The following is a 23,615-nucleotide window of genomic DNA, read 5'->3' as shown; positions in this document are numbered from 1 at the left end:
TTCAGAAATGAGGATTTTTGTTCAAGTTCAGGTAGGCCCCGACTCCGAAAAGGCCTTATCTGGATGGACACTATTCTAACATTGATAGATAATAATACGGAAATAATTTCCTGGTGGCATGTGGTAACATGCGGTATAAGGCCGCAGGAGGAGAACCTATGAAGTGTCTGGATGGCTGCAAGCCTGAGATTTCTTATCCCTGCCAGTGGCAGTATAAACTCATCGGTGAGGAACGTACCGCTATTCTGGCTGTGATCGAACAGACCGTGGATATCGGCCGGTGTCAGATCGTCGAGGGAAACGCCAGTTCAAGCGGGAAGTATCTCAGCCTCAATCTGGAAATCGAAGTGATCAGTGAGGCCGAACGGCTTCGTCTTTATGAAGTATTTTCTAATCATTCGGCAATACGAGTAGTTTTATGACCCAAGAGACAGCAAACGAAGCACCCATGGTCGACAATAAGGTGATCCCGGTTATGCGGGAAGCCGTGACCACGGTCCAAATGATTTTATTTAAGGTCTTGCGAGAGAATGTACATGATCGTTATGTCGATCAGGACGAGACCTACCATACCCAGCTTTCCGGAGCGGTGATTAATAACCTTTTTGGGACCCAGCCAATGGACGATGGCATGCGCACATTTGCCAATACCAATCGGGAACTGGTTGAACGGGAACTGCATGAACTGAAAGACACCATGCAACCTTTGGTGCCCATCATCACCGATGCCCTGCGCATGAAAACCATCTGTGATAACCAGGAAGGCATTCACTCCATCGGTTCACTGTTAATCGCCAAAACCCTGGGCATTCTCCAGGAAGAGCGGGAGCTGCCCCTGCCTTCCACCTTTATGCTGCAGGTGCGTACCCTGGCTACCTCGCACGGGTTAGTCGAACCTATGGAAGCGTCGCCGTCCCCCGAAGCCTGACCAGCGTTGCCCCCCAACCGCCGGAGTTCTCGTCGCCCAGACGATAGCCTGCAACCATATCCATCCGCTCCAGCAAGGCATGCACTGTGCGCCGAAGTGTGCCGGTGCCCTTGCCGTGGATGATCCGCACCTGAACAATTCCCAATCGCTGACATTCTAGAAGATATTCCGGAACCAGGGTTTTGACATCGCTTGGGGCAAAGGTGTGGAGGTCAAGGACGCCATCAATGGGAATCTCAACCGGGCTCGGCTTATTTTTCTCGTCGTGCATCCAATCGCTCACTCTTTTTTTCAATACGAATATATTCAATCATGGCTTGAGCAGACTCGTGGGTATTGTCAGCATCACACATGACGGCAAGACTTGCTGTAGACGGGGGCTGTTTGCCAAAGGCCATCGTATAGTCCTGCACGATATTGACCGAGTAATCCTGCCAGGTTTTTACCAGTGCATTGCCGGAACTCACGGGTATCATTCGAGCTTCGTCTGTGTAGGCATTTATTATAAAGGGTTTATTGGAAGGCTTGTTGGACCAGATATAACTGATTGAGCTATCCGGCGGGTATTGTCCATAGATCAGCTTGACCATGTTGTATTTGAGTTGTTTGCCTAAAGATGCCCTATTCTCGTCATAGGCAAAGAGAATGTAGAGCCGGGCAGGGTAGTCATCACCCTCTTTTTTTGAACTGTCCCCTTTTCGGTAAATGTTACTGATCTTCCATCGCCATTTGATGATGGGGTACTGGTAGACGTTAAAACTCTCCTTCAGTACCAGACCTGAGGCTGAATTATCACTTGCCATCAGGAGACAGGATGCTTTTCCACATTTGCCGGTACTGTAAGTTGAATGACGGTCAATCTCAGGAAAATTCAGCGGAGCCCACCGCTCTAAACTGGTAAAACGCTCCTCAAGGAAAATCGAGGGAGCCGCAGCATCGACCTGAAGAGGGGAGAGCGTCAGAAGTAAGACGATGAGCCGGACCGATCTCAACAATTGGGTGGTGCACTGCTGTAAAACGGGCCTGGTGTGGAGTTTGGGGCTGGGCATGGTCTGCTCCTTCAACGGCAGGCTTGCGAAATGTAATGGAACGATGTAGTGCTCTATCTATTCCATGCACATTCCTTTTATTCGAGAAGATACGCGGCTTGTCAATCGCACTCCAGCACGGATTCAGATATTTGATTTTTACCATTTTACCAACGAGATGTCTTGATGTCTACTTACGCTACTGCCGCCACCGGCTCCGCAGCCCCGTTACCGGATCCATCGGTTGATCCACTTATTATAGAACGGACAGTTTTTAATACCGACAGGACCCACCGTTTTACCCTGTTTCGCTATTGGGGGGATACAGAAGATTATGCCTGCGGTATCAGTATGAATCCATCGGGCGCAGCAGAGGACGTCGGCGACCCGACAGTTGATGGCATGGTACGTCGTGCCAGAGAATACTGGGGAGTGGGGGCCTATTACCAGCTGAATGTCATGTCTCTTCGAGGCACCTATTCAAAAGAGCTAGCCAAAACGACAACGGTGAATCTTCCTGAAAACGACGTGTGGATTCGGCAGATAGCTGCCAAAGCCCGGATTGTGGTGGTGAGCTGGGGCAATCTCGGACACACCTCAGGACGTGGCCCGGAAGTGGAGAGGATTCTTCAAGAATCTTGCGATCCCAAGAATATTTTTTGTTTTGGGCAAAATAAAAACGGTTCACCTGTACATCCACTATATCAGAAACTCGACGCTCCCTTGCTGCCATATTTTTAAGAGTTCCATGTGGGCATCATCTCAACCAGGACGGAATGCGAAAATGTGCCTGGTGCCAAGAACAGGAGGTACAAGAAGAAAATGAAAACGATAGTACTGATTATGAACGTTTTGATTATGGTCCCTGTTCAAAACGTAACGGCACAGACTTTAAAAACGGAATTGAAAAAAATCACAGCATCGGTCTATGCGTATACGGAGGTACCTGAAGGAACTCCCGGCAACAAATATTCCGCCAATTCTGGGATAGTGATCGGAAACGATGCAGTGCTTGTGGTGGATACCCTGACGTCTGCAGAGGAGGCTAAAGGTTTTGCAGCAGAAATCCGGAAAATAACGGATAAACCTACAAGGTATGTGGTAAATACGCACTACCATCTTGATCATGCATTGGGGAACAGCTTTTTTGCCGATATGGGGGCCAGAATTATTGGCCATGTGAAATGCCGGGATGCCATTCTTTCAGGCGGCGAGAAAATGCTTGGAAACCCGGCAGCGTTCGGTCTACCTGCGGATTTCTGGGTCAACACCCGTTCGGTTGCTCCGGATATGGCCTTTGAACGCGGGATGATTCTTGACCTGGGCGGCATCACCGTAAAACTTATACACACCGGATTTGCCTCACATTCCGCAGGTTCCATAATTGTGCATATCCCTTCAGAGGATGTTCTTTTTGCCGGGGATATTCTTTTTACAGACTTTCATCCGTATATAGGTGAAGCTGATCTGTCCGGCTGGGAAAATAATCTGGATTTCATCCATGAGATGAACGTTGGCCATATCATTCCTGGGCATGGCCCTTTATCCTCAAACAGGAACATTGAAGAGATGAGGGCATATCTGCCATTTTTTGATAAGAAAGCAAAAGAACTTTGCGCTCAGGAAAAAGATCTCGAAAAACTGACCGCTGCCATGTTGGACGTGCTTCCCGAACGGAAGAGTGGTGATTACATCGTGACGATGAACCTTCAAACCCGTTATCTGCAGGACAAGAGAAACGAGCAGGCTGAGAAAAAGTAGGAGCAAGCCTAATTGGCAGATGATGTCTAATTGGCAGATGATGTTCCCCTTGATAGGGAATCAATGCTTCTAAAGATGCGATGTTGTGTTTTGAAATTTCTTTGCTACTGCTCTCTTTGGTGTGCAACTGCATTACCAAGCAAATCGCGAATCGCTTGAACATCATCACAATCGTAGAGGGCATGCCGCAAGGTTGAGGCTCCGTTAAGGCCTGTAAGGAATTTTGCGGTATGATTTTTTACTTTAAACAAGACTTTGGCCAGAGGTAAATACAATTCGGCCAACTGCAGGTAGCGTTCAATCACTGGCATGCGCCCCGAAAGGGTAGACGGGATGCCGTGCGGATCAAAAAGCCAAGGGTTCCCCAGTGCCCCGCGTCCGACCATAACACCGTCACAGCCGGTCTCCTCAATCATGGAAAGCCCGTCTGCATAGCAGAGCACATCCCCATTGCCGATAACGGGGATGGAAACAGACTCCTTGACCGCGCGAATCATTGCACGGTCTGCCTTGCCTCCAAAACCCTGAACCCAGGTCCGACCATGGATGGTCAGTGCCTGCGCACCTGCAGCTTCTGCCATCTGAGCAAATTCTGGTGCGTTCAGGGTTTCTTCGGTCCAGCCAGAGCGAAATTTAACCGTTATGGGCAAGTCTGTATTGGCACAGACAGCTTTAATAATGGCTTCGGCATTGGAAGGATTTTTCATTAAGGCGGCCCCACTGCCTTTTTTGACCACTTTACGGACCGGACAGCCCATATTGATATCAATCAGATCGACTTCACCTTGTGAAACAACCGCCGCCGCTCGGCCCATAAACTCGGGCTCACTACCAAAAAGTTGCACTGCAAATGGTCGCTCCTCCGGGACGGTCGCCAAAAGTTCATAGGTTTTCTTCTGCTCGTACAGCAGGCCATGGCAACTCACCATTTCCGAATAGCAGAGTGCTGCCCCGTTTTCTTTGCAGAGAAGGCGAAAAGGCAAATCTGTATACCCGGCAAGGGGAGCCAGAAGCAGAGATGAGGGGAGCTGTAGGGCTCCGATGCTTAGGGCAGGGTAGACGGTAGGTTGTGGTGTCATGTCCATAAATAAATAAGGCGTAGGGAGTTCATCCCAAACGCCTTATGCGAGTACGTTGTAAAAAACACGAGAAGGCAGCTAACAAGCCCCAGGATTATTTGGTTTTCTGGTCTTGCCGTCGTAACTGTTTCAGGGTGCCAAGATAAATAATCTCGGACATATCCTCTATAATTTTGGCCAGAGCCTCGTCATCGGCTGCACTGTTGGCCACCGCAACAGTGTAGTCGGCTGTATAGAGCTTATCGTTTTCTTGCCAGAGGATTGCTCCTGTGCGTCGATCCTTGAGAGAGTAACGCACGAAAAGCTTGACCTTGGTTCCGGTTGCATCGGAATTGGTATCCCAGGAAACCGTTGGCAGATCAATGGCCATGATTTCACCGGAAAGAATGTAGTCTGCTCCGATCTGCTCTTTGGTAAGATCGACGGCCTGCGTCTTTTGGAACCAACGGGAGAGGGACTGGTAGATGGTCATGTCCAGCTTCAGCTTGTTGGTTCGGTTCTTCCAGGATGCGGCGTAAATAACCCGGTGCTTCCCTTCATAGACATGGGGGAAGTAATAACCACAGCTGGTGACTGCAACGAGACAGACACAAACAAGGCCGACAATGAAGGCGTGTTTTTTAAGCATAGTCCTAGTTCAGATAAAGTAAAGGGTGTCTTGAATAATTAGATTTTTCAATCAAGGTCAAGGATTGTGAAAAATTTTACCGCAGGCATATAGTTGATATTCCGAGGATAAAATTTTGAGTATGACGAGGTAAGCGCCAGACTCCGGGAGATTGGCAGAAAAAGTAATTATTCAAGATTCCCTAAAGATAGGCGCAGGCCACCCATATCAAATAACAATATTGACCAGCTTCTTTTTGACCACAATCACTTTTTTGGGCTCTTTGCCATCCATGAACTTAATAACCTTCTCATCATTAAGGGCGAGTTCTTTGAGCTGATCATCTCCAATACTCGGAGTTACCTGCAGCTTTGAGCGAACCTTTCCGTTGACTTGGACCACGATGGTGAGTTCATCTTCTTTGGCGGCCTCGGCATCAAAACTCGGCCAGGAAGAAAAATGAAGCTGCTCTTTATGGCCGGAAAGGGTCCAGAGTTCTTCGCAGAAATGAGGAACCATGGGGAAGAGCAGGGTGAGAATGGTTTCAAGTGTTTCTCTGTAGACTGCCTGATCCACACCATCACCAGCTGAAGAGCCAGCCTGATTGACCAATTCCATAACACCGGAAATGGCGGTATTGAAATGAAAGTTGGTTTCAATTGAATCGGTTACCCGGGCAATGGTTTGGTGGGTCTTTCTGTGAAGGGCCCGTGAAGCGTCGTTGAGCGTGGCCGTATCGACACTAGCCTCTGCTTCAAAACAGGCCAGGTTCTGCACCACCATGCGATAGACCCGGTTGAGAAAGCGTGAGGCCCCTTCAACGCCTTGGGCGTTCCATTCAAGATCCCTCTCGGGAGGGGCGGCAAAAAGGGAAAACAACCGTACCGTATCCGCACCGTATTGTTCAATGAGATCACTGGGGTCAACCACGTTGCCCTTTGATTTCGACATTTTGGTCCCATCTTTGATGACCATCCCCTGGGTCAGCAGATTGATAAAGGGCTCGTCAACCTCCAGGTAACCGAGATCGCGCAGTAATTTGGTAAAAAACCGGGCATAGAGCAGATGCAGGATGGCGTGCTCAACCCCGCCGATGTACTGGTCGACGCCAAGCCAGTATTTGGCAGCCTCTTTGTCCACCGGCCCGTCCTCGTTGCGCGGGCTGGTGTAGCGGGCGAAGTACCAGGATGACTCAACAAAGGTATCCATGGTATCGGTCTCCCTGCGCGCGGGTTTGCCGCAGCTTGGGCAGGTAGTGGCGATAAATTCTTCCTGCTGATGCAGGGGACTGTGGTTACCGCTGGCTTCATTGGTGCCAGGTAAGACAACCGGAAGCTCGTTTTCAGGCACCGGCACGATGCCACAATGCTCACAATGGACCACGGGGATGGGGGCCCCCCAATAACGCTGGCGGGAGATGCCCCAGTCACGCAACCGATAGGTTACATGCGACTTGCCAAACCCCTGACTTTCGGCATGGGCAATGATATCTACCTTGGCCTGCTCGGATTCGGTCCCAGTGAAATCTCCAGAGGCAACCAACACTCCAGGATCGACAGACGCAGATTCCATGGTGGCGGGATCAAGAGTGTCCCCCTTGGGCTGAACCACTGGTTTGATGGGCAGATCATATGTTTTGGCAAACTCAAAGTCTCGCTGATCGTGAGCAGGAACCGCCATAACCGCACCGGTGCCGTACTCCATGAGGACGAAATTGGCTGCATAGATGGGGACTCGATCTCCGGTAAAGGGATTTATGCAGTATCTCCCTGTAAACACACCCTTTTTATCGGGTTCCTGATCAAGCGAGGAGCGTTGCTTTTCAATCAATGTTTCCTGAACAAAGCGCTCCACCGCCTCTTGCTGCGGGGTCCCTTCGGTCAGCGTTTTCAGCAGCGGGTGCTCCACCGCAAGCGACATAAAGGTGACGCCATGAATGGTGTCTGGCCTGGTGGTGAAGATGGTAATCGTCTCATCATGCCCGTCAACTTGAAAATCACAGGCAAGACCAGTGGATTTACCGATCCAGTTGCGCTGCATGGTCACAACCTTCTCAGGCCAGCCGCTGAGTTTGTCCAGATCACTGAGCAGCTCTTCTGCGTAGTCGGTAATCTTAAAAAACCAGCCGTGCATGGTTTTGGGCAGTACCGGTTGGTCACACCGCCAGCAGGTGCCATCGATAACCTGCTCACGGGCAAGGACCGTCTGACAGTCGTCGCACCAGTTGACTGTGGTTTCCTTGCGATAGATCAGACCACGCTCTAAAAGCTCGAGGAAGAGCTTCTGCTCCCAACGGTAGTATTCCGGGCGACAGGTGGCCAGTTCCCGATCCCAATCGTAGCTGAGCCCCATGGCTTTGAGCTGGCCACGCATATAGTCAATATTGTCATAGGTCCAGGCAGCGGGATGAATTCCCCGTTTCATGGCTGCATTTTCCGCTGGCAGTCCAAAAGCATCCCAGCCCATGGGATGCAGCACGTTGTAGCCCTGCATCCGTTTGTACCGAGCAATGACGTCGCCTATGGAGTAGTTGCGCACATGCCCCATATGAATACGACCGGAGGGGTAGGGGAACATCTCAAGTACGTAATATTTAGGACGTCCAGGTTCATGGGTGACCTTGTTCGTCTTTTCCTCATCCCAGCGTAACTGCCAGCGCTGTTCAATATCTTTGAAATCGTATTTCTCGTTGATTTGCATGACGAATGTGCACAAGTATTTGATTTATAGTAATTGTCGTTAACGAGAAAAGGCTCAAGGAGAAGATGAGGAGCTCTTGCTCTCGCTAAGAAGACACTCTGCTAGGTACATATTTTTTTAACTGTACTCTCGCCTCAGGTAATGTCGATCTCCTCTTCAGACATATCAGGTTCGGCCTGGTAGACGCCTGGAAGACGTGTCGTGTAATTCTCAAAGGTGGTGTACTCACCCAGAAAGGTGAGCTTGATCATTCCGGTTGGCCCATTACGCTGCTTACCGATAATCAGTTCAGCAAGGCCCTTGTTCGGGTTATCCTCCGCACGGTTGTAGACCTCGTCACGGTAAATAAACATAATAACATCGGCATCCTGCTCAATGGCACCTGATTCACGTAAATCGGAGAGCTGAGGACGTTTATCCGTTCGGTTCTCCAGGCTTCGATTGAGCTGGGAAAGGGCTATTACAGGCACATGAAGTTCCTTGGCCATGGCCTTGAGTGATCGGGAAATCTCAGAGATTTCCTGGGCTCGGTTTTCGGAATTGCTCTTTCCCTGCATCAACTGCAGGTAATCGACCACAATCAAACCAAGATCGTGTTCGGATTTGAGCCGACGAGCCTTGGCACGCATCTCCAATACAGTGATGCCAGCCGTGTCGTCGATATAGATAGGAGCATCGGAGAGCATGCCGGTTGCACGCGTGAGTTTGGGCCAGTCATTATCGTGGAGTTTACCGGTACGCATGCGTTGCGAATCGATACGACCAACAGAGCAAAGCATACGCAGGGCAAGAGATTCCATAGACATCTCAAGGCTGAAAACCGCCGTGGGCACCTTGCCGATAAGCGCTGCATGCTGAACCATATTCATCGACAGGGCGGTTTTCCCCATGGAAGGGCGGGCGGCCAAGATGATCAACTCGGCAGGTTGCAGCCCCGCTGTCATTCTATCGAGTTCATCGTAGCCGGTGGCCACGCCTGTAATCTGCTCCTGTTTATCAAAGAGGGTGGTGATACGGTCGAATGCGCGGGGAACAATGGACGACATCGGCTGAAAGCCCTGGGCATTGTTGGAGTGCGCAATTTCAAAGATTGTCTTTTCAGCCTCGTCAATAAGGTGGTCGATATCATCCTGTGCATCGTAGCAGCGTGCAGTCACCTCCGATGTAGTCTGAATCAGTTGCCTAAGGACTGATTTTTTACGAATCAGCTGGGCGTGATGCACCAGGGTGCCACTAAAGGGAATGATATCGATAAGCGAGGCCAGATATGAGGCACCTCCCACCTGCTCAAGTTTGTTCTGGTCTGAGAGCAGGCTGGTGACTGTAATCAGGTCGTGTGGCTCATGCCTTTCAAACAGATTCACCATGGCGGCGTAGATCGTTTTATGGGCATCCTTGTAAAAATCAGAGGCGCGTATAAGTTCAACGATCTTGAGAAGGGCTTTGTCTTGCAACAGGATGGTTCCTAGGACTGCCTGCTCGGCTTCAATGCTTTGAGGCGGGATCATTGAGGGCGTAATGGAACCACTTATGGAAGGGGCGGGTTGTTGCATGCGTTGTAGGTGATAGAGGAATGAAATCAGGGTTGAACGTGTACTATACCTTGGCTGGCAGTGAATGGCACGCGCAAAATAAAAGTGCCTTTTCTGATGTCAGAAAAGGCACTTAGATAGCTAGGCAAGCAGCAGGCTCCACACTCAGTGAGCCCATCTGTTTGCGCTTTGTTTTTCCCGATCCAAGGGAGTGGAAAAAGCAAAGCCTTTACGGGTGCATTACTGCTCGCTCTCCATATTTTCAGGAACAACCTGAACCGTCACAGTGGCGGTGGTTTGGTAACCGGTTTTCACGGTTACTTTGTATTCGCCAATGGCTTTAATGGCGTCAGCAAGCACGATGGATTTTTTATCGACGGTGACGCCTGCATCAGCAATTGCCTGGGCAATATCCCCGTTGGTTACTGAACCAAACAGACGATTCTCTTCACCAACGCGTTTGCTGATGGCAATCACTTTGCCTTCCAGTTGAGCAGCCAGACCGTCAGCTTGTTTCTTTTCTTCGGCCAGACGAGCGGCAATGGCCTGTTTTTCCTTCTCCAGGCGAGCAAGAGCAGCTTTGGTTACCAGAACGGCTTTTTGTTGCGGGATAAGGTAGTTGCGGGCATAGCCGGATTTGACCTTTACGATTTCACCCTCTTGCCCTAAGGTTTCTATTGTTTCGCGTAATATAATTTCCATTGAAAAGTCCTCTTTTCTCTATCGTCTCGTTAAAAAACGATCAAAGATCCTATCTTGGATACCTCTTCGTGAGAAGTCGATCTTTATCGTTCAATCGATTTGTGTCGCAAGTTAAACCAAACATCACACATGCCTAGCAAAGCCAGGACCACCAGACTGTAGCTTTGGATTATAAGAAATCCGTAGATAAAAATACGAGCAAAGGGTGGTACCTGCCAGCGGTTCAACAAGGCCAGCATGACGGCTAGGCCTTGAAAAAAATAGAGAGCACCACTAACAAATACAAACCAAAGCCCAACATTTTGCAGTTTCCCGTTACCGAGTAGTACGGTAACTATGGCTACAATCGGCAACCAGACCAGTTGGTCTGGTAATTTCCAGCCCTCATAAGGGCCCCAGGGTGCGGCTTTTGCCCGGGCAACAAAACGATTACCCGCTGCCATATTCATCCACACCGTGAGAATGGCCGCTGTTGCGAGTAACCCCGGCATCACCTTGGGCACAATCTCGCGTAGATTATTCGTTATAATTTGCAGGTTATACACCATTTCAGGGGCAAGGCCTGCATCCTTGGCTGAGTACATCTCCAAGGCCTGTTGGAAGCCGAGGTCAAGAGCGTTAATGAGCGAAGTGTACGGGTTGGTGTTGGTTGCTATCCCTAAAACAGTCCAAAAGATAAGCCAGCAGACAAGAAGCGTTGCCAGGGCTTTGCCCCCGCTTTGAGCGGCCGTTTCCCCCCTGTTTGCACTGGCGTGCAGTACATAGCCAAGGGGAACCATGGTCAGTGTAAAGAGATAGATATCGATGCGCTGCAATAAAAGTGCAGCAAAACCAACCAGTATAAGGCTTGGACGAATAACCGCCAAGCCTTTGGTGGAGCCATAAACCTGAAGCAAGAAGAACACCGGAACAGCTAAAAAACCGTTCACCCACCCAAATACAGAGGGGGCTGCGACCGGTAGAAAATACAGTATGCTCAGAGCAAACAGCAGGATAGGGGGGATGGTTGTGTTCCCCCAGCTCCGCCCTAAAAAACCCATTCCAGCAGGATCGTTTACGCCTGGGTAGAACCCGAGTAGGGCAGAAGAGCCAACTGACGGGCACGTTTGACAGCCTCGGTCAGTTCGCGCTGATGTTTGGCGCAGGTACCGTAGATACGACGAGGAATAATTTTACCACGCTCGGTAACAAAATTTCTCAAAGTTTTCGGGTCTTTGTAGTCAATATACAGTTCTTTGTCGGTGCAAAAACGACAAACGCGACGACGGGAAAAAATTTTTCTTGGTGCCATGGTGCTACTCCTTTGAAATCTGCTGTTTATTGTGCGATGAATTATTCGTCGTTGTTGTCGTCATCCGATTTATTTTCGGAGTCATCGCCTTCCTCAGCCTCTGCCGCTGCCTGCTCACTTGCTGCAGCTTTTTCAGCGATGCGCTGTTTCTCTGCCTCAATAGCCTCTGCATCCATGGCGTCGGCAAGCTTAATGGTGAGGTAACGCAGCACGCGATCGTCAATGCGGAAAATACGCTCGATCTCATCGACAGCCTGCGCAGTTGCAGCATAATTCAGGTAGACGTAATAGCCCTGAACTTCCTTTTTTATCTCGTAGGCAAGGCGTTTCATCCCCCAACGATCAAGAGTGATAACAGAACCCGCATCGTCGGTGATGATCGCATTGGTACGATCAATAATTTCAGTGAATTGGTCTTCACCCAGATTTGGGCGAAGGATATACGTTGTTTCGTAATGGCGCATGATTCCTCCTCATGGTCTTGGTGGCCCTCGCTTCAATCCCAACGATGAGAGCGAGAAGGTTATAGTTGAATCTTTCTTATTAGTGGAAAAGAGACGGTAAAGTCAAGAAAAAAGGTCTTAGTCCTGGGATTGAGTCCCTTCTTTTTCCTCAGCTTTGATGCGATTCCATTGATCGCGCAGGGATTGCTCGTCGGTTACTGGCGAACCGGCAAACACGTGGGGGTGACGGCGAACCATTTTTTGAATAATGGTCCGGAATACATCTTCGGAAGTGAACTGCTGCTCTTCCCGATAGATATGCATAAAAAAAGAGAGCAGGAAAAAGACATCGCCAAGCTCTTCACAGATCGAGGTGCATTCTCCCTGTTCAATGGCTTCGATGAGTTCCTGACACTCTTCAACAAAATATTTTTTTAAGCTTTGTGACGTTTGTTTTTTATCCCAGGGACAACCGTTTTCACCGCGTAATGTGGCGATAATTGCCATGAGATCAGCAAGAGTCTCCCCTGTGGGAGCTGGATGCATTTCCTCCATAAAACTAACTACCTTTGTCGGATGAGATTAAGGGCAACCTGGATGCGATCAAGATCATCTTGTGATGTATCAGCAAGGACTTTTTCGACTTTATCCAGTGTTGCCTGTTGTGTTGCATTGTTCATTTCAAGGGCCTGAATGGTATGAGCAGCCGAATTTTCGGTAACATTCATAGCCTCACGGAGGTCCCCGGCGTTTTTCATAAGCGCTTTGACCTCAGCAATTTTTTCAAGCCGAAGAAAAAGTTCATCAAAATTGATGGGTTTTTCCAGATAATCAACAGCCCCTTTTTTCATCGCCTCGACCGCTGTGTTCACTGAAGAATGGGCAGTAATGACGATCACTTCAATTTCAATACTTATTTCCTTTGCCAGGTTCAACAACTCGATACCACCAATAGCACCAGGCATCACCAGATCGGTGATAACCACATCGTAGGAGCTGACATCTAGAAGACGAGCGGCTTCAATCCCATCCACTGCAACCGTGACATCATATCCCTCATCGGATAGTCGTTTTTCAAATAGACGACGGATGACAGGATCATCATCAGCAACAAGAATCGACATTGTGTTCATAAGCCCACCTCCTCAATAATGACCCGGCATGTTACTTGGCTGCTAAAACCCACTGAGACAATCAAAATTAGGGAGTCAGTGGATAATTTTCAAAGCAAAAAGGCACTACAAATCTATTTCAATTGGTAAAAAATAGAGCGCAAATGCCGTTTAGGAATAAACCGGGGACAGACGCCTGTCAGGGATTCTGTGCTCCCGATAATCAGGTATCCATCAGGTTCAAGGGCACTGGCAATTTTATTAAATAATTTTTTACGGTCTTCCAGGGTAAAATAGATAGCGACATTTCGACACATGATGATGTCAAATTTGCCAATGCCTGTAAAAGGTGACATGAGATTAAACTTGCGGAAATTCACCATCGCCCGTAATTCGTCGCTGACCTTCCAGGTCTGCCCCATGGGGGTGAAATACTTGGTGAGTTTATCCCGAGCAAGACCTCTCTCTATTTCAAATTTATTATATTTTCCGCTACTTGCTTGGGCAACAGCAGCATCGCTAATGTCTGTTCCAAGGAGTTTGATCGTATATTTGGAGGTATCTTTTAAAAGCTCCTGAAGCGTAATGGCAACTGAGTAGAGCTCTTGACCTGTGGATGAGGCGGCACTCCAGATCTTAAGGTTGGTCTTGAGCATAGATGACTTGGGAGCCCGTGCATCTATAAGTTCGGGCAGGATCTTGTGCTGCAAGAGCTGAAATGGACCTGTATCACGAAAAAAGAGCGTTTCGTTCGTTGATATGGCATCGACAATTTTACGTTCAATTTTTTTGGACGCATCTGCCTTGGCCTTTCTATAGAAATCCTGATAGCTGGAGCATTTATATTCCTCGGCTATGGAATTAAGTCGAGTCTCCAGGAGATACTTCTTGCTCTCGTCAAGATATATACCTGAAATTTCGTATATATACTTTGTGATGAGCTTTATCTCTTCAGGGGAAATTTTAAGCATGGGCCCTGCCGTTCCAAAGATTCTGTTATTTCACCGATTTAATTATTTCACCGGCGATCCTGTCCAGAGGCGCTACCACGTCGGTCAAACCGAGATCAGCGGGAGCTTTGGGCATACCGTAAACAACGCAGCTTTCTTCATTTTGTCCAATGATAAATGCTCCTTTTTGTTTGAGTACATCAAGCCCCTTGGTTCCATCCGAACCCATGCCAGTCATAATAACGGCTGTAGTTCTTCCAACATAGTAATCGGCAACCGAGCGAAAAAGGTAGTCTGCTGAGGGTTTGCAGGAATTTTCCGGTGGATCGTTGGTAATTTTAATGTTCCGGTTGGTTCCATCGGTGGAAGCGACTAACTTCATCTGTTTACCACCAGGAGCAATATATGCAACATTTGCCTGTAATGGTTCACCATCGACCGCTTCTTTCACAGTCAGTGCGCACTTGTTATTGAGGCTGTTTGCAAGTGATTTGGTAAACACCGGAGGCATGTGCTGAACGATGACAATAGGCACCCCCAGATCGCCAGGTAACATTGGCATCATGCGTGCCAGAGCATTGGGGCCACCGGTGGAGATTCCGATGGTAATGATTTCGGACTTTCCCTGACGTCGGGTTATGGGTCTGGTAACAGTTTTTCCCTTGAGGGAGGTACCGGGAGATGTAGGGTGAGTTCTCAGTTGTGTCGAAGCCGCGGTCCGAGGACGACCGCATCGTTGGCGTCCTCTGTCCTGCATAGAGCCAACAGTTGTGCGCCCCGTTTGAAAGGCCTTGATTAAAGGGGTAAGCAGGCTGCGTAGTTGTTGTTTACTTTCAACAATATTTTTAGCAGTGGGTTTTAAAATAAAATCATAGGCGCCTAATTCAAGGGCGCGCATGGTCATATCTCCACCCTCGCTGGTCAGAGTAGAGACCATAATAGCCGAAGTCTGTGGAGCATGCTTGTGCAAGAATTCCAGAACTTCCAGCCCATTCATCTCCGGCATTTCAATGTCCAGAGTCAACAGGTCGGGTTTCAGTGACTTGATTTTGGCAACAGCGATCTTGCCATTATGCGCCACGCCCACCACCTCAACACCTGGCATCTCGGTGAGTATATCACTTACCGCCTTGCGATAAACAATGGTGTCGTCAACGACGAGAACTTTAATTTTTTTACCGATCATTAAATGTATCTACTCGTTTTAACGGATGTATGAGATATTAACGCTCAAGTCCGCGGCTAAGGTTATCTGATTCCAGGCGAAGGACTTCTTTAATGTTGAGAATACCGATAAGTTTATTTTCCGTTTTATAGACTCCGGTAAAAAAAGTACCCTGTATACCGTTCATGTTGGCTGGTGCGGGTTCTACACGATCGGGATCTGCCATCACAACATCACTTATTTTGCTGACTAAGAGCCCGACATGCTCCCCAGGTGTATTGACAATGATATTTCGTGAGTCATTATTGACCTCAATACTGCCAAGACCAAGTTTCTGTCCCAGGTCAATAATTGTGACAATCTGGCCACGAAGGTTAAGAATGCCCACCATATAATCAGGGGCCTGGGGAACCTTCGTCATCTCCATGAGCTTATTGATTTCCTGTACCTTAAGGATATCCATACCGCAGAGTGCTTTACCGACATAAAAAGTCGAGAGCTCAATGGTTTCTTTGCTACTTGTATTGGATTCCGTCATCTCAGTCTCCAGTATTCATTCACATAAAAAGTTATAATATTAACTCGTTCAGACTTTAAAATGGCCCACGATCTCTTTGAGCTTCTGTGCCATCTGCGAGAGGTTCACCGCACTTTGCTTTACCTCGCCACTGCCCATACTTATAGTCTCAGCGGACTGACTGACTTCAACAATATCCTGGGCAACGTCACCGGAGACTGTAGAGGCCTGCGCCACATTTTCAGTAACTTCTTGGATCCCAAGGGATGCCTGATTAATGTTAGTAGAAATCTCACCGGTAGTGGCTGACTGCTCTTCAACTGCAGTAACAATAGAAGAAACAATCGTATTCACTTCGGAAATTACCTGAGTAATCTGCTGGATCTGGCGTACCGTTGCCTCGGTTGATTCCTGTATGGAACCAATCCGATCCTTTATTTCCCCGGTTGCACCTGCCGTTTGTCGGGCCAGTTCTTTGATCTCATTGGCGACAACCGCAAACCCTTTGCCTGCCTCACCAGCACGCGCCGCCTCAATGGTTGCATTAAGTGCCAGCAGGTTCGTTTGCTCAGAAATCTCGGTGATCGCCTCGGTAACCTTACCAATCTCTATGGCCGCACGTCCAAGCTCATCAACGCGCTCGGAGGCGGAACCCGCCTCGCGAACAGCTGCCATGGTGATCTCCTGGGCTTTCTCCGTTGAACTGACAATATCTCGAATGGTCGATGTCATTTCGTCAGTTGCCGTACTCACCAAAGAGATGTTGATTGAAGCCTCTTCGGTAGCTGCAGAGACCGAAGTCATATTCACACTCATCTGTTCAGCAGCGGCAGCCACGTTAATGGTACGATTAAAGGTATCTTCAGCTTTGAGTGAAAAATTATCGGCGGAGTTCCCGAGATGTAGAGAAGACCCGGTCAATTCATCGCTTGTTTGTGAAATTTCGCGAATTATCTGGTTCAGTTGCCGGGTCATGTTGGAGAGTTTATCCACCATGTTCCCGATTTCATCACCGGTTTCCACCTTTAATGTATTCTGCAAATCTCCTTCGGCAATTTTCTCGATAAATTCATTGACCTTGCGAACCGGCCGCACAATACCCGACTGCACAAGATAAATGCAGAAAACGGTAACAAGTGCGAGGATACAACCAACGACAAGAAGGACATGCCATTTCGCCTTACTGACAGCCTCATTGGTCTTTTCCAGAGAGCTGATTATCTCAAAAGCCCCATGCATCTCGCCTTCTCGCCACCCTTCCTTGGTGCCACCAGTGACATCGCGGCTTCCCTGAGGATCTCCATGACAGTAGAGACAGTCTTTGCTCAAGCGAATAGGGCGAAAATATCGAATTTGATCATCTTCAATCACGATTTTATGCTGCAAGCTCCCCTGAGAAAGCTCTGCCAATATCTTTCGCTCCTCTGCTGTAGGAGTATTTTTAGGATTTCGCGGATTTATCTTTGGAACCCTGAACTCAAATCCGGCCTCTCTGGCCTTTGATTGGGCGGCATCAATGGCCGTAATGACCGGAACAGCCCCCATAATATTTGCCGCATTCAACTGATCAAACGGTTTAATAATTCCGTCACGCAGTTTAATGGCCATTTGCTCTCGAGTCGCTTCCGCCATAAGGACAATGCCTTCACTGCGGGTAATGATCGATTCAATTGCCTGACGTCGCATATCACTGATCCGCTGCCAGGTAAGAATTGAGGCGATGAGTGTTGGTCCAAGTAAGACCAACACCAGAATCTTCCATTTGATGCTTAGACGTAAAAATTGCATTGAGGCATTTCACCGAAGAACAGTTTAAGCTTTCAGAGCTGCTTTGGCATAGCGGTGAACACTTTCCATAAGTCGCTCTTTATCCAGTTTGATGTGGTATTCATCCACACCAACAGATTTACCTCGAGCAATGTCCTCATCAGCCGCTAGGGTGGTCAAGGCAATAACCGGCAGATGTTTGAACCTGTCATCGGTTTTAATTTTTTCTGTCAAGGCAAAGCCATCCATGTTGGGCATTTCAATGTCTGTCACCACCATGCTGATTTCATCAGCCTGTTCCTCCAGAACATTCCAGGCGACAACGCCATCTTCTCCTTCCAGAACATTAAATCCCGCTTCCTCCATATATCCTTTCACCTGATTACGGAAAAAGTTTGAATCTTCAACAATAAGAATCGTGGGCACCTCCATGTCATCCATGGGGATCTCTGCATAGGCCTCATGATCTTCAAACCATTGGGGGTTCGAGATCTGTATGATCTCAAATATATCAACCAGCATCGTGGTTTTTGAACCGATGATGGTGGAGCCCATGATACCTGGCTGTTTCAGGGTAACATCATCAATGTCCGCACTGATCTCGATGGCATCGATAGGACCGATTGCCAACAGGCCCACATCTTTGCCTGCAATATGAAACACAATAACCAGAAGATCTTCACGATCATCAAGGGGCATAACGGAAGCAACCTCATCGATACTTATCAAAGGCAAACTACCGCCACGATATTGCATGACACGTCTGCCTCCAATATCCTCAATATCGTCCCGTTTTATTTTTTCGACACGTTCAACCTGATTCAGCGGCACACCAAACTGCTCGATTTCGGAGCTTGAGAAGGTGAGCAGGGCTTGTTTGTCGCGGGTCTTGGTGATGGCTTCCTTGGCAGCCTCAGCCAACTCTGAGGCACGTTCGGAGCCTTCAAGCGATGTGAGCCCCGCCATACGTGCAATGTTGGATACATCGAGAATAAGGGCAATGCGGCCATCACCCATGATGGTTGCTCCCGCATATCCCTGGCATTGCTGCAGGTGGCGCCCAAGGGGTTTGATAACAATTTCTTCGGAGTCATGAAGCCGATCAACAATCAGACCGTATTTCATGGCCCCGGTGGAAACAACAACGATATTCAGGGCACTGGAGGCACTTTGTCGTCGTTCACCAGAGACGCGTTCCTGCTGATGTGTGGTATCGATCTCCTCGCGGGTTTCCCCTTCATCCCCCAAGAGAGCCGAAGATTTTGAACGGCGGTCGGCGATGTTTCGGCGGCGATCAATTTTTGTTTCCTCCTGTACCGGGTCAAAGTAAGTCGGAACGATATTAAACACCTCGGCCATTCGAATCAGAGGGAGCAGGTTGCCGCGTAGCCGAACCACCTCGGCGTCACCGACCCGCTCGACTCGTTCCTTAACTCTTGAGGCTGGAATCCGTAACAGCTCTTCCAGGTTCACCTGCGGAATAGCGTATCGCTCGCCACCGGTCATGACAATCTGGCAGGGAATAATTGCCAGAGTCAACGGAAGTTTAATGGATATGGTAGAACCTTTTCCGACTTCGGATTCTATCTCAATGGAGCCACCGAGTTGGTCAAGGTTGGTTTTGACCACATCCATCCCCACGCCACGTCCGGAAACATCGGTGACCTCCTTGGCTGTGGAGAAACCGGGGAGCAGGATCAGGTTAATTCGTTCCTTCTCCGACATGACCTTGGCCTGGTCAGCGGTGATTAATCCTTTTTTTATGGCCGTCTCGGCAAGTGCGTCACCATCAAGTCCCTTGCCATCATCACTGATTTCAATGACCACCTGACCGGCGGCATGATAGGCCTTTAAGACAATTAATCCACGCGCATCTTTTCCTTTCTGGGTGCGGTCACTCGGCGTCTCGACACCATGATCAACGGAGTTTCGGACCAGGTGGGTCAGGGGATCATTGATGGCCTCGATAATGGTTTTATCAAGCTCAACATCCTTCCCAACAATCGTTAAATCAATCTGTTTGCCGAGTTTTTTGGACAGATCGCGAACGACGCGTGGAAACTTGTTAAAGACATTGCCAATGGGCTGCATCCTGGTGAGCATAATGGCTTCTTGAAGTTCAGAAGTCACCAGATCAATCCGCTGGCCCACAGCCTCAGCATTGCGGACATCACCTGAGGTGATGGTCTGCAGAAGCTGGTTTCGAGAGAGAACGAGCTCACCGGCCAGGTTCATCAACTGATCAAGCAAACTGACCGCCACCCGAATATTGGTATCGGTTTTGGTTGGACTTGATGATCCGGATTTTTTTCGGGTGCTGGTTTCCGGTTGACTGACCTCAGGTATCTCGAGCTCAGGTTCTGGAATAACCGGTTCCGGTTCAGCCTCGGGAATCTCGGCTTCAATTTCCTGAACAGCAGGGGGAGGCTCCACAACCTCCTCTTCAGCCACGACCTCCGCCATCGGCTCAACGGATTCCTCAACGATTTCCTCTACCGTTTCCTGCTCAACAGGCTCAGCCGCTGGCTTTGCAGCAGAGGTGGGCGACTCGCCGGTCTCATAGATCGCATTGAGAGCGGTGACATGGCTGGTGATGTCAACGGAGTTACTGTTCCCCACATCCTCAATCATTCGTTGAAGTTCATCTGCAGCCAAAAGCAAGACATTGACGATATCGGGATTGGGAACGAGTTTTTCGCTGCGAATAAGGCCCAAAACGTTTTCCGCGGCATGGGCTAAGTCCTGAATGACATTCAGCCCCATGAAGCCAGCACCTCCTTTTATTGAGTGGGCAGCCCGGAAAACCTTGTTAACGAGCTCAACATCAATATCGGCCCCTCTCTCTTCAATAGCGAGGAGATCGTTTTCGATATCTGCCAGATGTTCGAGCGATTCTTCTACAAAACCCTGTAATATTTCATCATCTTCGATAGACATAAACGGTTCTCCCTAATGAGATGGTGTCGTCTTCAACCTTCGAGGTCACGGTGTAGGGCTAAATGTCCCAATGCGCACCACATAATTCCTCGACCTTAGAAGTATTGTACGTGTGGAAAGATGATTGTACAGATTTTTTTAAGGCAGAGGTTATTCTTTGGAACTATTGAACATCTGCCGTGCAGATTGACGGCATGGCATGTGGTTGAAAATGAGGAAATGCGAGGGGAAGGGGGGAGGGAAAACCACTATAAGATTGCTGAGAGCAGAAAAAAGAATACATCGTACTCTCAGCAGGAAATCTCTTTACAGTAAACTGGCTGGATTAATTACCTATGGCATGCAATTTAACGGTGTAGCTGATAACCATGCCGGCAAGAGGATGATTGTAATCTATAGTTACAGTGTTGTTCCCGGCGGCCAAGACCGTGGCAGGAACCTGTTGCTGCTGGCCGTCGCGCTCCACGGACAGGGAGAGGATCATGCCTGGCTTGGGATCGATCCGCCCCTCAAAAGATGCACGAGGGATCTCGTGAACCAAGGCTTTGTGATAGGGACCGTAGGCGTCTTCAGGTTGAATATTGACTGTTTTCGTATCACCGGGTTGCATGCCCATAAGCGAAGCCTCAACAGCTTTGAGAATTCTTCCCTGACCAATTGACAGGGTAATGGGTTTTTCTTCGGGGACGCTTTCAACCACCTCTCCACTTGGAGATTTGGCGACATAACTTACTGAAACAGTATCAAAAAGTTGAACAGTTGGCATTGATAGATATTCCGTATATTAAAGGGTTTGCGGTCAGTTTTGCGCGACTATACCCAATGGAACGTCTTTTTACAAGCCAGCCAATTTCCAAGCAAGACTTGACAAAGTATGCGTAACAGCATAAATGTGCACACCTTCTTGTCCCTTTTTATTAAAAAATGGAGAAATCAGGACGAGGAGGGCATCTTCCGCTTTCGTATTCACATACAGGCTGTCCTTTTGCCTCCTGCGCCATGCATCCAAATGTTTTTAATGATCATCAGACGTATTTCATTTGTTTGATGCTTTTTTTTAAAAAAAGACCGTTTAATGTTCTCAAAGGTTACCCTGTTTAACCCTTTTACACACCCATCACACCACAGTATTTATCATGATAGAACTCGCTTTTGCTAAAGATAGCAACGGGCTTTTGCCTGCCATTGTTCAAGACCATGCAACGGGTGAAGTTTTAATGCTTGCCTATATTAATCAGCTTGCCTGGGAAAAAACCCTTGAAACCGGGAAGGCCCATTACTGGAGTCGCTCCCGCAATAAGTTATGGCTGAAAGGCGAATCATCAGGGCACGTTCAAATGATCAAAGAAGTCCTGGTCGACTGCGATGAAGATACGGTTGTCTACAAGGTAGAGCAACTCGGTGGAGCAGCCTGCCATACAGGCTACAGAAGTTGTTTTTACAGAAAGGTGTCCGGAGACACGCTTGAGGTAACAGAGGCCACAAAGGTTTTTGATCCCGACGCGGTATACGGCTCAAAATAAAACTTTGATTGAATGTAAGGAAAGAGAAATGAGTGTATTGAAGTTGGGAATTCCCAAAGGCAGTCTTGAAGATGCGACCATTGCCCTGTTTGACAAATCAGGTTGGCAGATAAAATTGGCTTCGCGCAACTATTTCCCCGAAGTGGATGACAAAGAGCTTTCCTGCTCCATCTGTCGTCCCCAGGAAATGTCTCGCTACGTTGAATCAGGAATGCTGGACGCCGGTATCACCGGTAAGGACTGGACCCAGGAAAACGAGTCCGATATCGAGGTGATTGCCGATCTGGTGTATTCCAAAGTGAGCAAAAAACCAACGCGCTGGGTTATTGCGGTACCAGGTGATTCTGAGATTACCCGCGTGGAGCAGCTTGACGGCAAGCGGATCGCCACCGAGCTTGTCAACGTTACCCAGAAATTTTTCAAAGAGCGCGGCCTGAATGTGGACATTACCTTTTCCTGGGGTGCCACGGAGGCGAAGGTCGTTTCCGGCCTCTGTGATGCCATTGTTGAGGTCACTGAAACCGAGTCTACCATTCGTGCACACGGATTGCGTGTAATCTATGAGATGATGCAGTCCAATACCCAGCTGATTGCCAATAAGGCATCATTGCAGGATCCGTGGAAACGGGAAAAAATTGAGAACATCGCCATGCTGCTTCAGGGGGCGCTGCGGGCTGATCGTATCGTCGGCTTGAAGATGAATGTCTCCAAGGAAAACCTGGAGACTGTGATCAACATGTTGCCCAGTCTCCATGCACCCACCGTGGCTCAGCTGTATAAGCAGGAGTGGTTTTCCGTGGAAACCGTTATCTCCGAGCATCAGGTACGCGATCTCGTTCCCAAGCTAAAAAAAGGTGGGGCCGAAGGTATCATTGAATATTCCCTCAATAAAGTCATCTGATTTGTCATCCGTCCGATGGGCAGGGGAGAGAGCTGTTTATGAATTTTAAAAAAGTTGAATTTCTGCTCTCTGCCCATGCCATCGGGCAGCTTCCCGAGCCCCTTTATCCTGATATCGCCTTTGCAGGACGCTCCAATGTGGGCAAGTCCAGCCTGATCAACAAACTGGTCAGCCGCACCAATCTGGTCAAAACCAGCTCCAAGCCAGGCAAAACCCAGAGTCTCAATTATTTTTTAGTTGATGAGGCACTGTATCTGGTCGATTTACCCGGTTATGGCTTTGCTCAGGTCTCACAGAAAACTCGGCAGAGCTGGCAGGGACTGATTACCCGCTATGTAGAGACTCGTGAGACGCTTCGCTGCATTGTGGTCATCATTGATGTACGTCATGAGCTTAAACAGCTCGATCGTGACCTGATTGACTGGCTGCGTTATCTGCAGGTTCCCTTCCTTCCGGTCTATACCAAAGCCGATAAACTCAGCAAAAACGATCAGTTCAAAAACGCAGCAGCACTTGATGCCGGTCTGACACTGAAAGCACGGGATCGGGTCATTTTTTCCAGTAAAACAGGGCTTGGGGTGGGAGAACTTCGCACCCGCCTGGCCGAGCTTGCAGGCGCAGGCGACGGTGGCCAAAGTTGAGAACTTTCCTCAATGGGGAGTGGAACAGAGT

25 protein-coding genes are annotated in these 23,615 nt (G+C 48.7%); 7 read left to right on the top strand and 18 right to left on the bottom strand.

Translation table 11 applies throughout. From position 1 onward, the window contains the following. Positions 1 to 158: 158 nt before the first annotated feature. On the top strand, positions 159 to 422 hold the full coding sequence (locus JWJ90_RS04890) for an HP0495 family protein (protein WP_205226080.1): 264 nt from the start codon (positions 159 to 161) through the stop codon (positions 420 to 422). Then, entirely contained in the window at positions 419 to 928 is a 510-nt protein-coding gene (locus tag JWJ90_RS04885; protein ID WP_205226079.1) for a hypothetical protein, read from the top strand. Before JWJ90_RS04890 ends, JWJ90_RS04885 begins: the two co-directional genes overlap by 4 nt. On the opposite strand, the gene JWJ90_RS04880 is transcribed toward JWJ90_RS04885, so the two are convergent. Both JWJ90_RS04880 and JWJ90_RS04875 read right to left on the bottom strand, forming a co-directional pair. Then, on the bottom strand, positions 897 to 1,199 hold the full coding sequence (locus tag JWJ90_RS04880) for a Smr/MutS family protein (RefSeq protein WP_205226078.1): 303 nt from the start codon (positions 1,197 to 1,199) through the stop codon (positions 897 to 899). The two genes, JWJ90_RS04885 and JWJ90_RS04880, sit on opposite strands and share 32 nt — an antisense overlap. After that, positions 1,180 to 1,977, bottom strand: coding sequence for a DUF3047 domain-containing protein (locus JWJ90_RS04875; protein WP_205226077.1), 798 nt, complete (start codon positions 1,975 to 1,977; stop codon positions 1,180 to 1,182). Before JWJ90_RS04875 ends, JWJ90_RS04880 begins: the two co-directional genes overlap by 20 nt. 165 nt (positions 1,978 to 2,142) lie before the next feature. Here JWJ90_RS04875 and JWJ90_RS04870 point away from each other — a divergent pair, with 165 nt between their 5' ends. Together JWJ90_RS04870 and JWJ90_RS04865 are read left to right on the top strand one after the other, a co-directional pair. Continuing rightward, positions 2,143 to 2,697, top strand: coding sequence for a DUF1643 domain-containing protein (locus tag JWJ90_RS04870; RefSeq protein ID WP_205226076.1), 555 nt, complete (start codon positions 2,143 to 2,145; stop codon positions 2,695 to 2,697). An 81-nt stretch (positions 2,698 to 2,778) separates the two neighbouring features. Next, positions 2,779 to 3,717 (top strand): MBL fold metallo-hydrolase, encoded by a 939-nt coding sequence (locus JWJ90_RS04865; protein WP_205226075.1) that lies wholly within the window; start codon positions 2,779 to 2,781, stop codon positions 3,715 to 3,717. 104 nt (positions 3,718 to 3,821) lie between these two features. Here JWJ90_RS04865 and dusB read toward each other — a convergent pair whose 3' ends face one another. The 16 genes from dusB to JWJ90_RS04785 all read right to left on the bottom strand — a co-directional run bounded on the left by dusB (position 3,822) and on the right by JWJ90_RS04785 (position 21,285). Further along, positions 3,822 to 4,796, bottom strand: a complete 975-nt coding sequence (gene dusB, locus JWJ90_RS04860; RefSeq protein ID WP_205226074.1) for a tRNA dihydrouridine synthase DusB — start codon at positions 4,794 to 4,796, stop codon at positions 3,822 to 3,824. Positions 4,797 to 4,890: 94 nt separating this feature from the next. Next, the gene (gene lptE / locus JWJ90_RS04855) at positions 4,891 to 5,424 is read right to left on the bottom strand and encodes an LPS assembly lipoprotein LptE (protein ID WP_205226073.1); all 534 of its coding nucleotides are present in this window, start codon (positions 5,422 to 5,424) and stop codon (positions 4,891 to 4,893) included. A 207-nt stretch (positions 5,425 to 5,631) separates the two neighbouring features. Continuing rightward, entirely contained in the window at positions 5,632 to 8,097 is a 2,466-nt protein-coding gene (gene leuS, locus JWJ90_RS04850) for a leucine--tRNA ligase (protein WP_420828896.1), read from the bottom strand. A 140-nt stretch (positions 8,098 to 8,237) separates the two neighbouring features. Further along, a complete protein-coding gene (gene dnaB, locus JWJ90_RS04845; protein ID WP_205226071.1) occupies positions 8,238 to 9,656 on the bottom strand; it encodes a replicative DNA helicase in 1,419 nt (472 codons plus the stop codon). 219 nt (positions 9,657 to 9,875) lie between these two features. Next, positions 9,876 to 10,337 (bottom strand): 50S ribosomal protein L9, encoded by a 462-nt coding sequence (gene rplI / locus JWJ90_RS04840; RefSeq protein WP_205226070.1) that lies wholly within the window; start codon positions 10,335 to 10,337, stop codon positions 9,876 to 9,878. An 83-nt stretch (positions 10,338 to 10,420) separates the two neighbouring features. Beyond that, positions 10,421 to 11,377: a DUF2232 domain-containing protein gene (locus JWJ90_RS04835; protein ID WP_205226069.1), complete on the bottom strand. Its 957-nt coding sequence runs from the start codon at positions 11,375 to 11,377 to the stop codon at positions 10,421 to 10,423. Between the two features lie 14 nt (positions 11,378 to 11,391). Further along, entirely contained in the window at positions 11,392 to 11,628 is a 237-nt protein-coding gene (gene rpsR / locus JWJ90_RS04830) for a 30S ribosomal protein S18 (RefSeq protein ID WP_205226068.1), read from the bottom strand. A gap of 41 nt (positions 11,629 to 11,669) precedes the next feature. After that, on the bottom strand, positions 11,670 to 12,092 hold the full coding sequence (gene rpsF, locus JWJ90_RS04825) for a 30S ribosomal protein S6 (protein WP_205226067.1): 423 nt from the start codon (positions 12,090 to 12,092) through the stop codon (positions 11,670 to 11,672). 117 nt (positions 12,093 to 12,209) lie between these two features. Continuing rightward, positions 12,210 to 12,617 (bottom strand): MazG nucleotide pyrophosphohydrolase domain-containing protein, encoded by a 408-nt coding sequence (locus JWJ90_RS04820; RefSeq protein WP_205226066.1) that lies wholly within the window; start codon positions 12,615 to 12,617, stop codon positions 12,210 to 12,212. A gap of 17 nt (positions 12,618 to 12,634) precedes the next feature. Next, positions 12,635 to 13,204: a response regulator gene (locus tag JWJ90_RS04815; protein WP_205226065.1), complete on the bottom strand. Its 570-nt coding sequence runs from the start codon at positions 13,202 to 13,204 to the stop codon at positions 12,635 to 12,637. A 113-nt stretch (positions 13,205 to 13,317) separates the two neighbouring features. Then, positions 13,318 to 14,154 (bottom strand): CheR family methyltransferase, encoded by an 837-nt coding sequence (locus JWJ90_RS04810; RefSeq protein ID WP_205226064.1) that lies wholly within the window; start codon positions 14,152 to 14,154, stop codon positions 13,318 to 13,320. 25 nt (positions 14,155 to 14,179) lie between these two features. Then, positions 14,180 to 15,319, bottom strand: a complete 1,140-nt coding sequence (locus tag JWJ90_RS04805) for a protein-glutamate methylesterase/protein-glutamine glutaminase (RefSeq protein WP_205226063.1) — start codon at positions 15,317 to 15,319, stop codon at positions 14,180 to 14,182. A 37-nt stretch (positions 15,320 to 15,356) separates the two neighbouring features. After that, positions 15,357 to 15,836, bottom strand: coding sequence for a chemotaxis protein CheW (locus tag JWJ90_RS04800; RefSeq protein WP_205226062.1), 480 nt, complete (start codon positions 15,834 to 15,836; stop codon positions 15,357 to 15,359). A gap of 48 nt (positions 15,837 to 15,884) precedes the next feature. Next, entirely contained in the window at positions 15,885 to 17,603 is a 1,719-nt protein-coding gene (locus tag JWJ90_RS04795) for a methyl-accepting chemotaxis protein (protein ID WP_205226061.1), read from the bottom strand. A 24-nt stretch (positions 17,604 to 17,627) separates the two neighbouring features. Continuing rightward, on the bottom strand, positions 17,628 to 20,519 hold the full coding sequence (locus JWJ90_RS04790) for a hybrid sensor histidine kinase/response regulator (protein ID WP_205226060.1): 2,892 nt from the start codon (positions 20,517 to 20,519) through the stop codon (positions 17,628 to 17,630). 325 nt (positions 20,520 to 20,844) lie between these two features. Continuing rightward, positions 20,845 to 21,285, bottom strand: coding sequence for an FKBP-type peptidyl-prolyl cis-trans isomerase (locus tag JWJ90_RS04785; protein ID WP_205226059.1), 441 nt, complete (start codon positions 21,283 to 21,285; stop codon positions 20,845 to 20,847). A 370-nt stretch (positions 21,286 to 21,655) separates the two neighbouring features. Here JWJ90_RS04785 and hisI point away from each other — a divergent pair, with 370 nt between their 5' ends. From hisI to yihA, 3 genes are read left to right on the top strand one after another with little or no spacing between them, the layout of a single operon-like run. Beyond that, positions 21,656 to 22,042, top strand: a complete 387-nt coding sequence (gene hisI, locus JWJ90_RS04780; protein ID WP_205226058.1) for a phosphoribosyl-AMP cyclohydrolase — start codon at positions 21,656 to 21,658, stop codon at positions 22,040 to 22,042. A gap of 28 nt (positions 22,043 to 22,070) precedes the next feature. Continuing rightward, a complete protein-coding gene (gene hisG / locus JWJ90_RS04775; RefSeq protein WP_205226057.1) occupies positions 22,071 to 22,943 on the top strand; it encodes an ATP phosphoribosyltransferase in 873 nt (290 codons plus the stop codon). 38 nt (positions 22,944 to 22,981) lie between these two features. Next, positions 22,982 to 23,584: a ribosome biogenesis GTP-binding protein YihA/YsxC gene (gene yihA, locus JWJ90_RS04770; RefSeq protein WP_205226056.1), complete on the top strand. Its 603-nt coding sequence runs from the start codon at positions 22,982 to 22,984 to the stop codon at positions 23,582 to 23,584. The last annotated feature ends 31 nt before the right edge of the window (positions 23,585 to 23,615 follow it).

Source organism: Desulfobulbus rhabdoformis (genome assembly GCF_016919065.1).
Taxonomy (GTDB): domain Bacteria; phylum Desulfobacterota; class Desulfobulbia; order Desulfobulbales; family Desulfobulbaceae; genus Desulfobulbus; species Desulfobulbus rhabdoformis.
The sequence above is the reverse complement of the archived record's forward strand: the minus strand, read 5'-3'. Positions and strand labels throughout refer to the sequence as shown.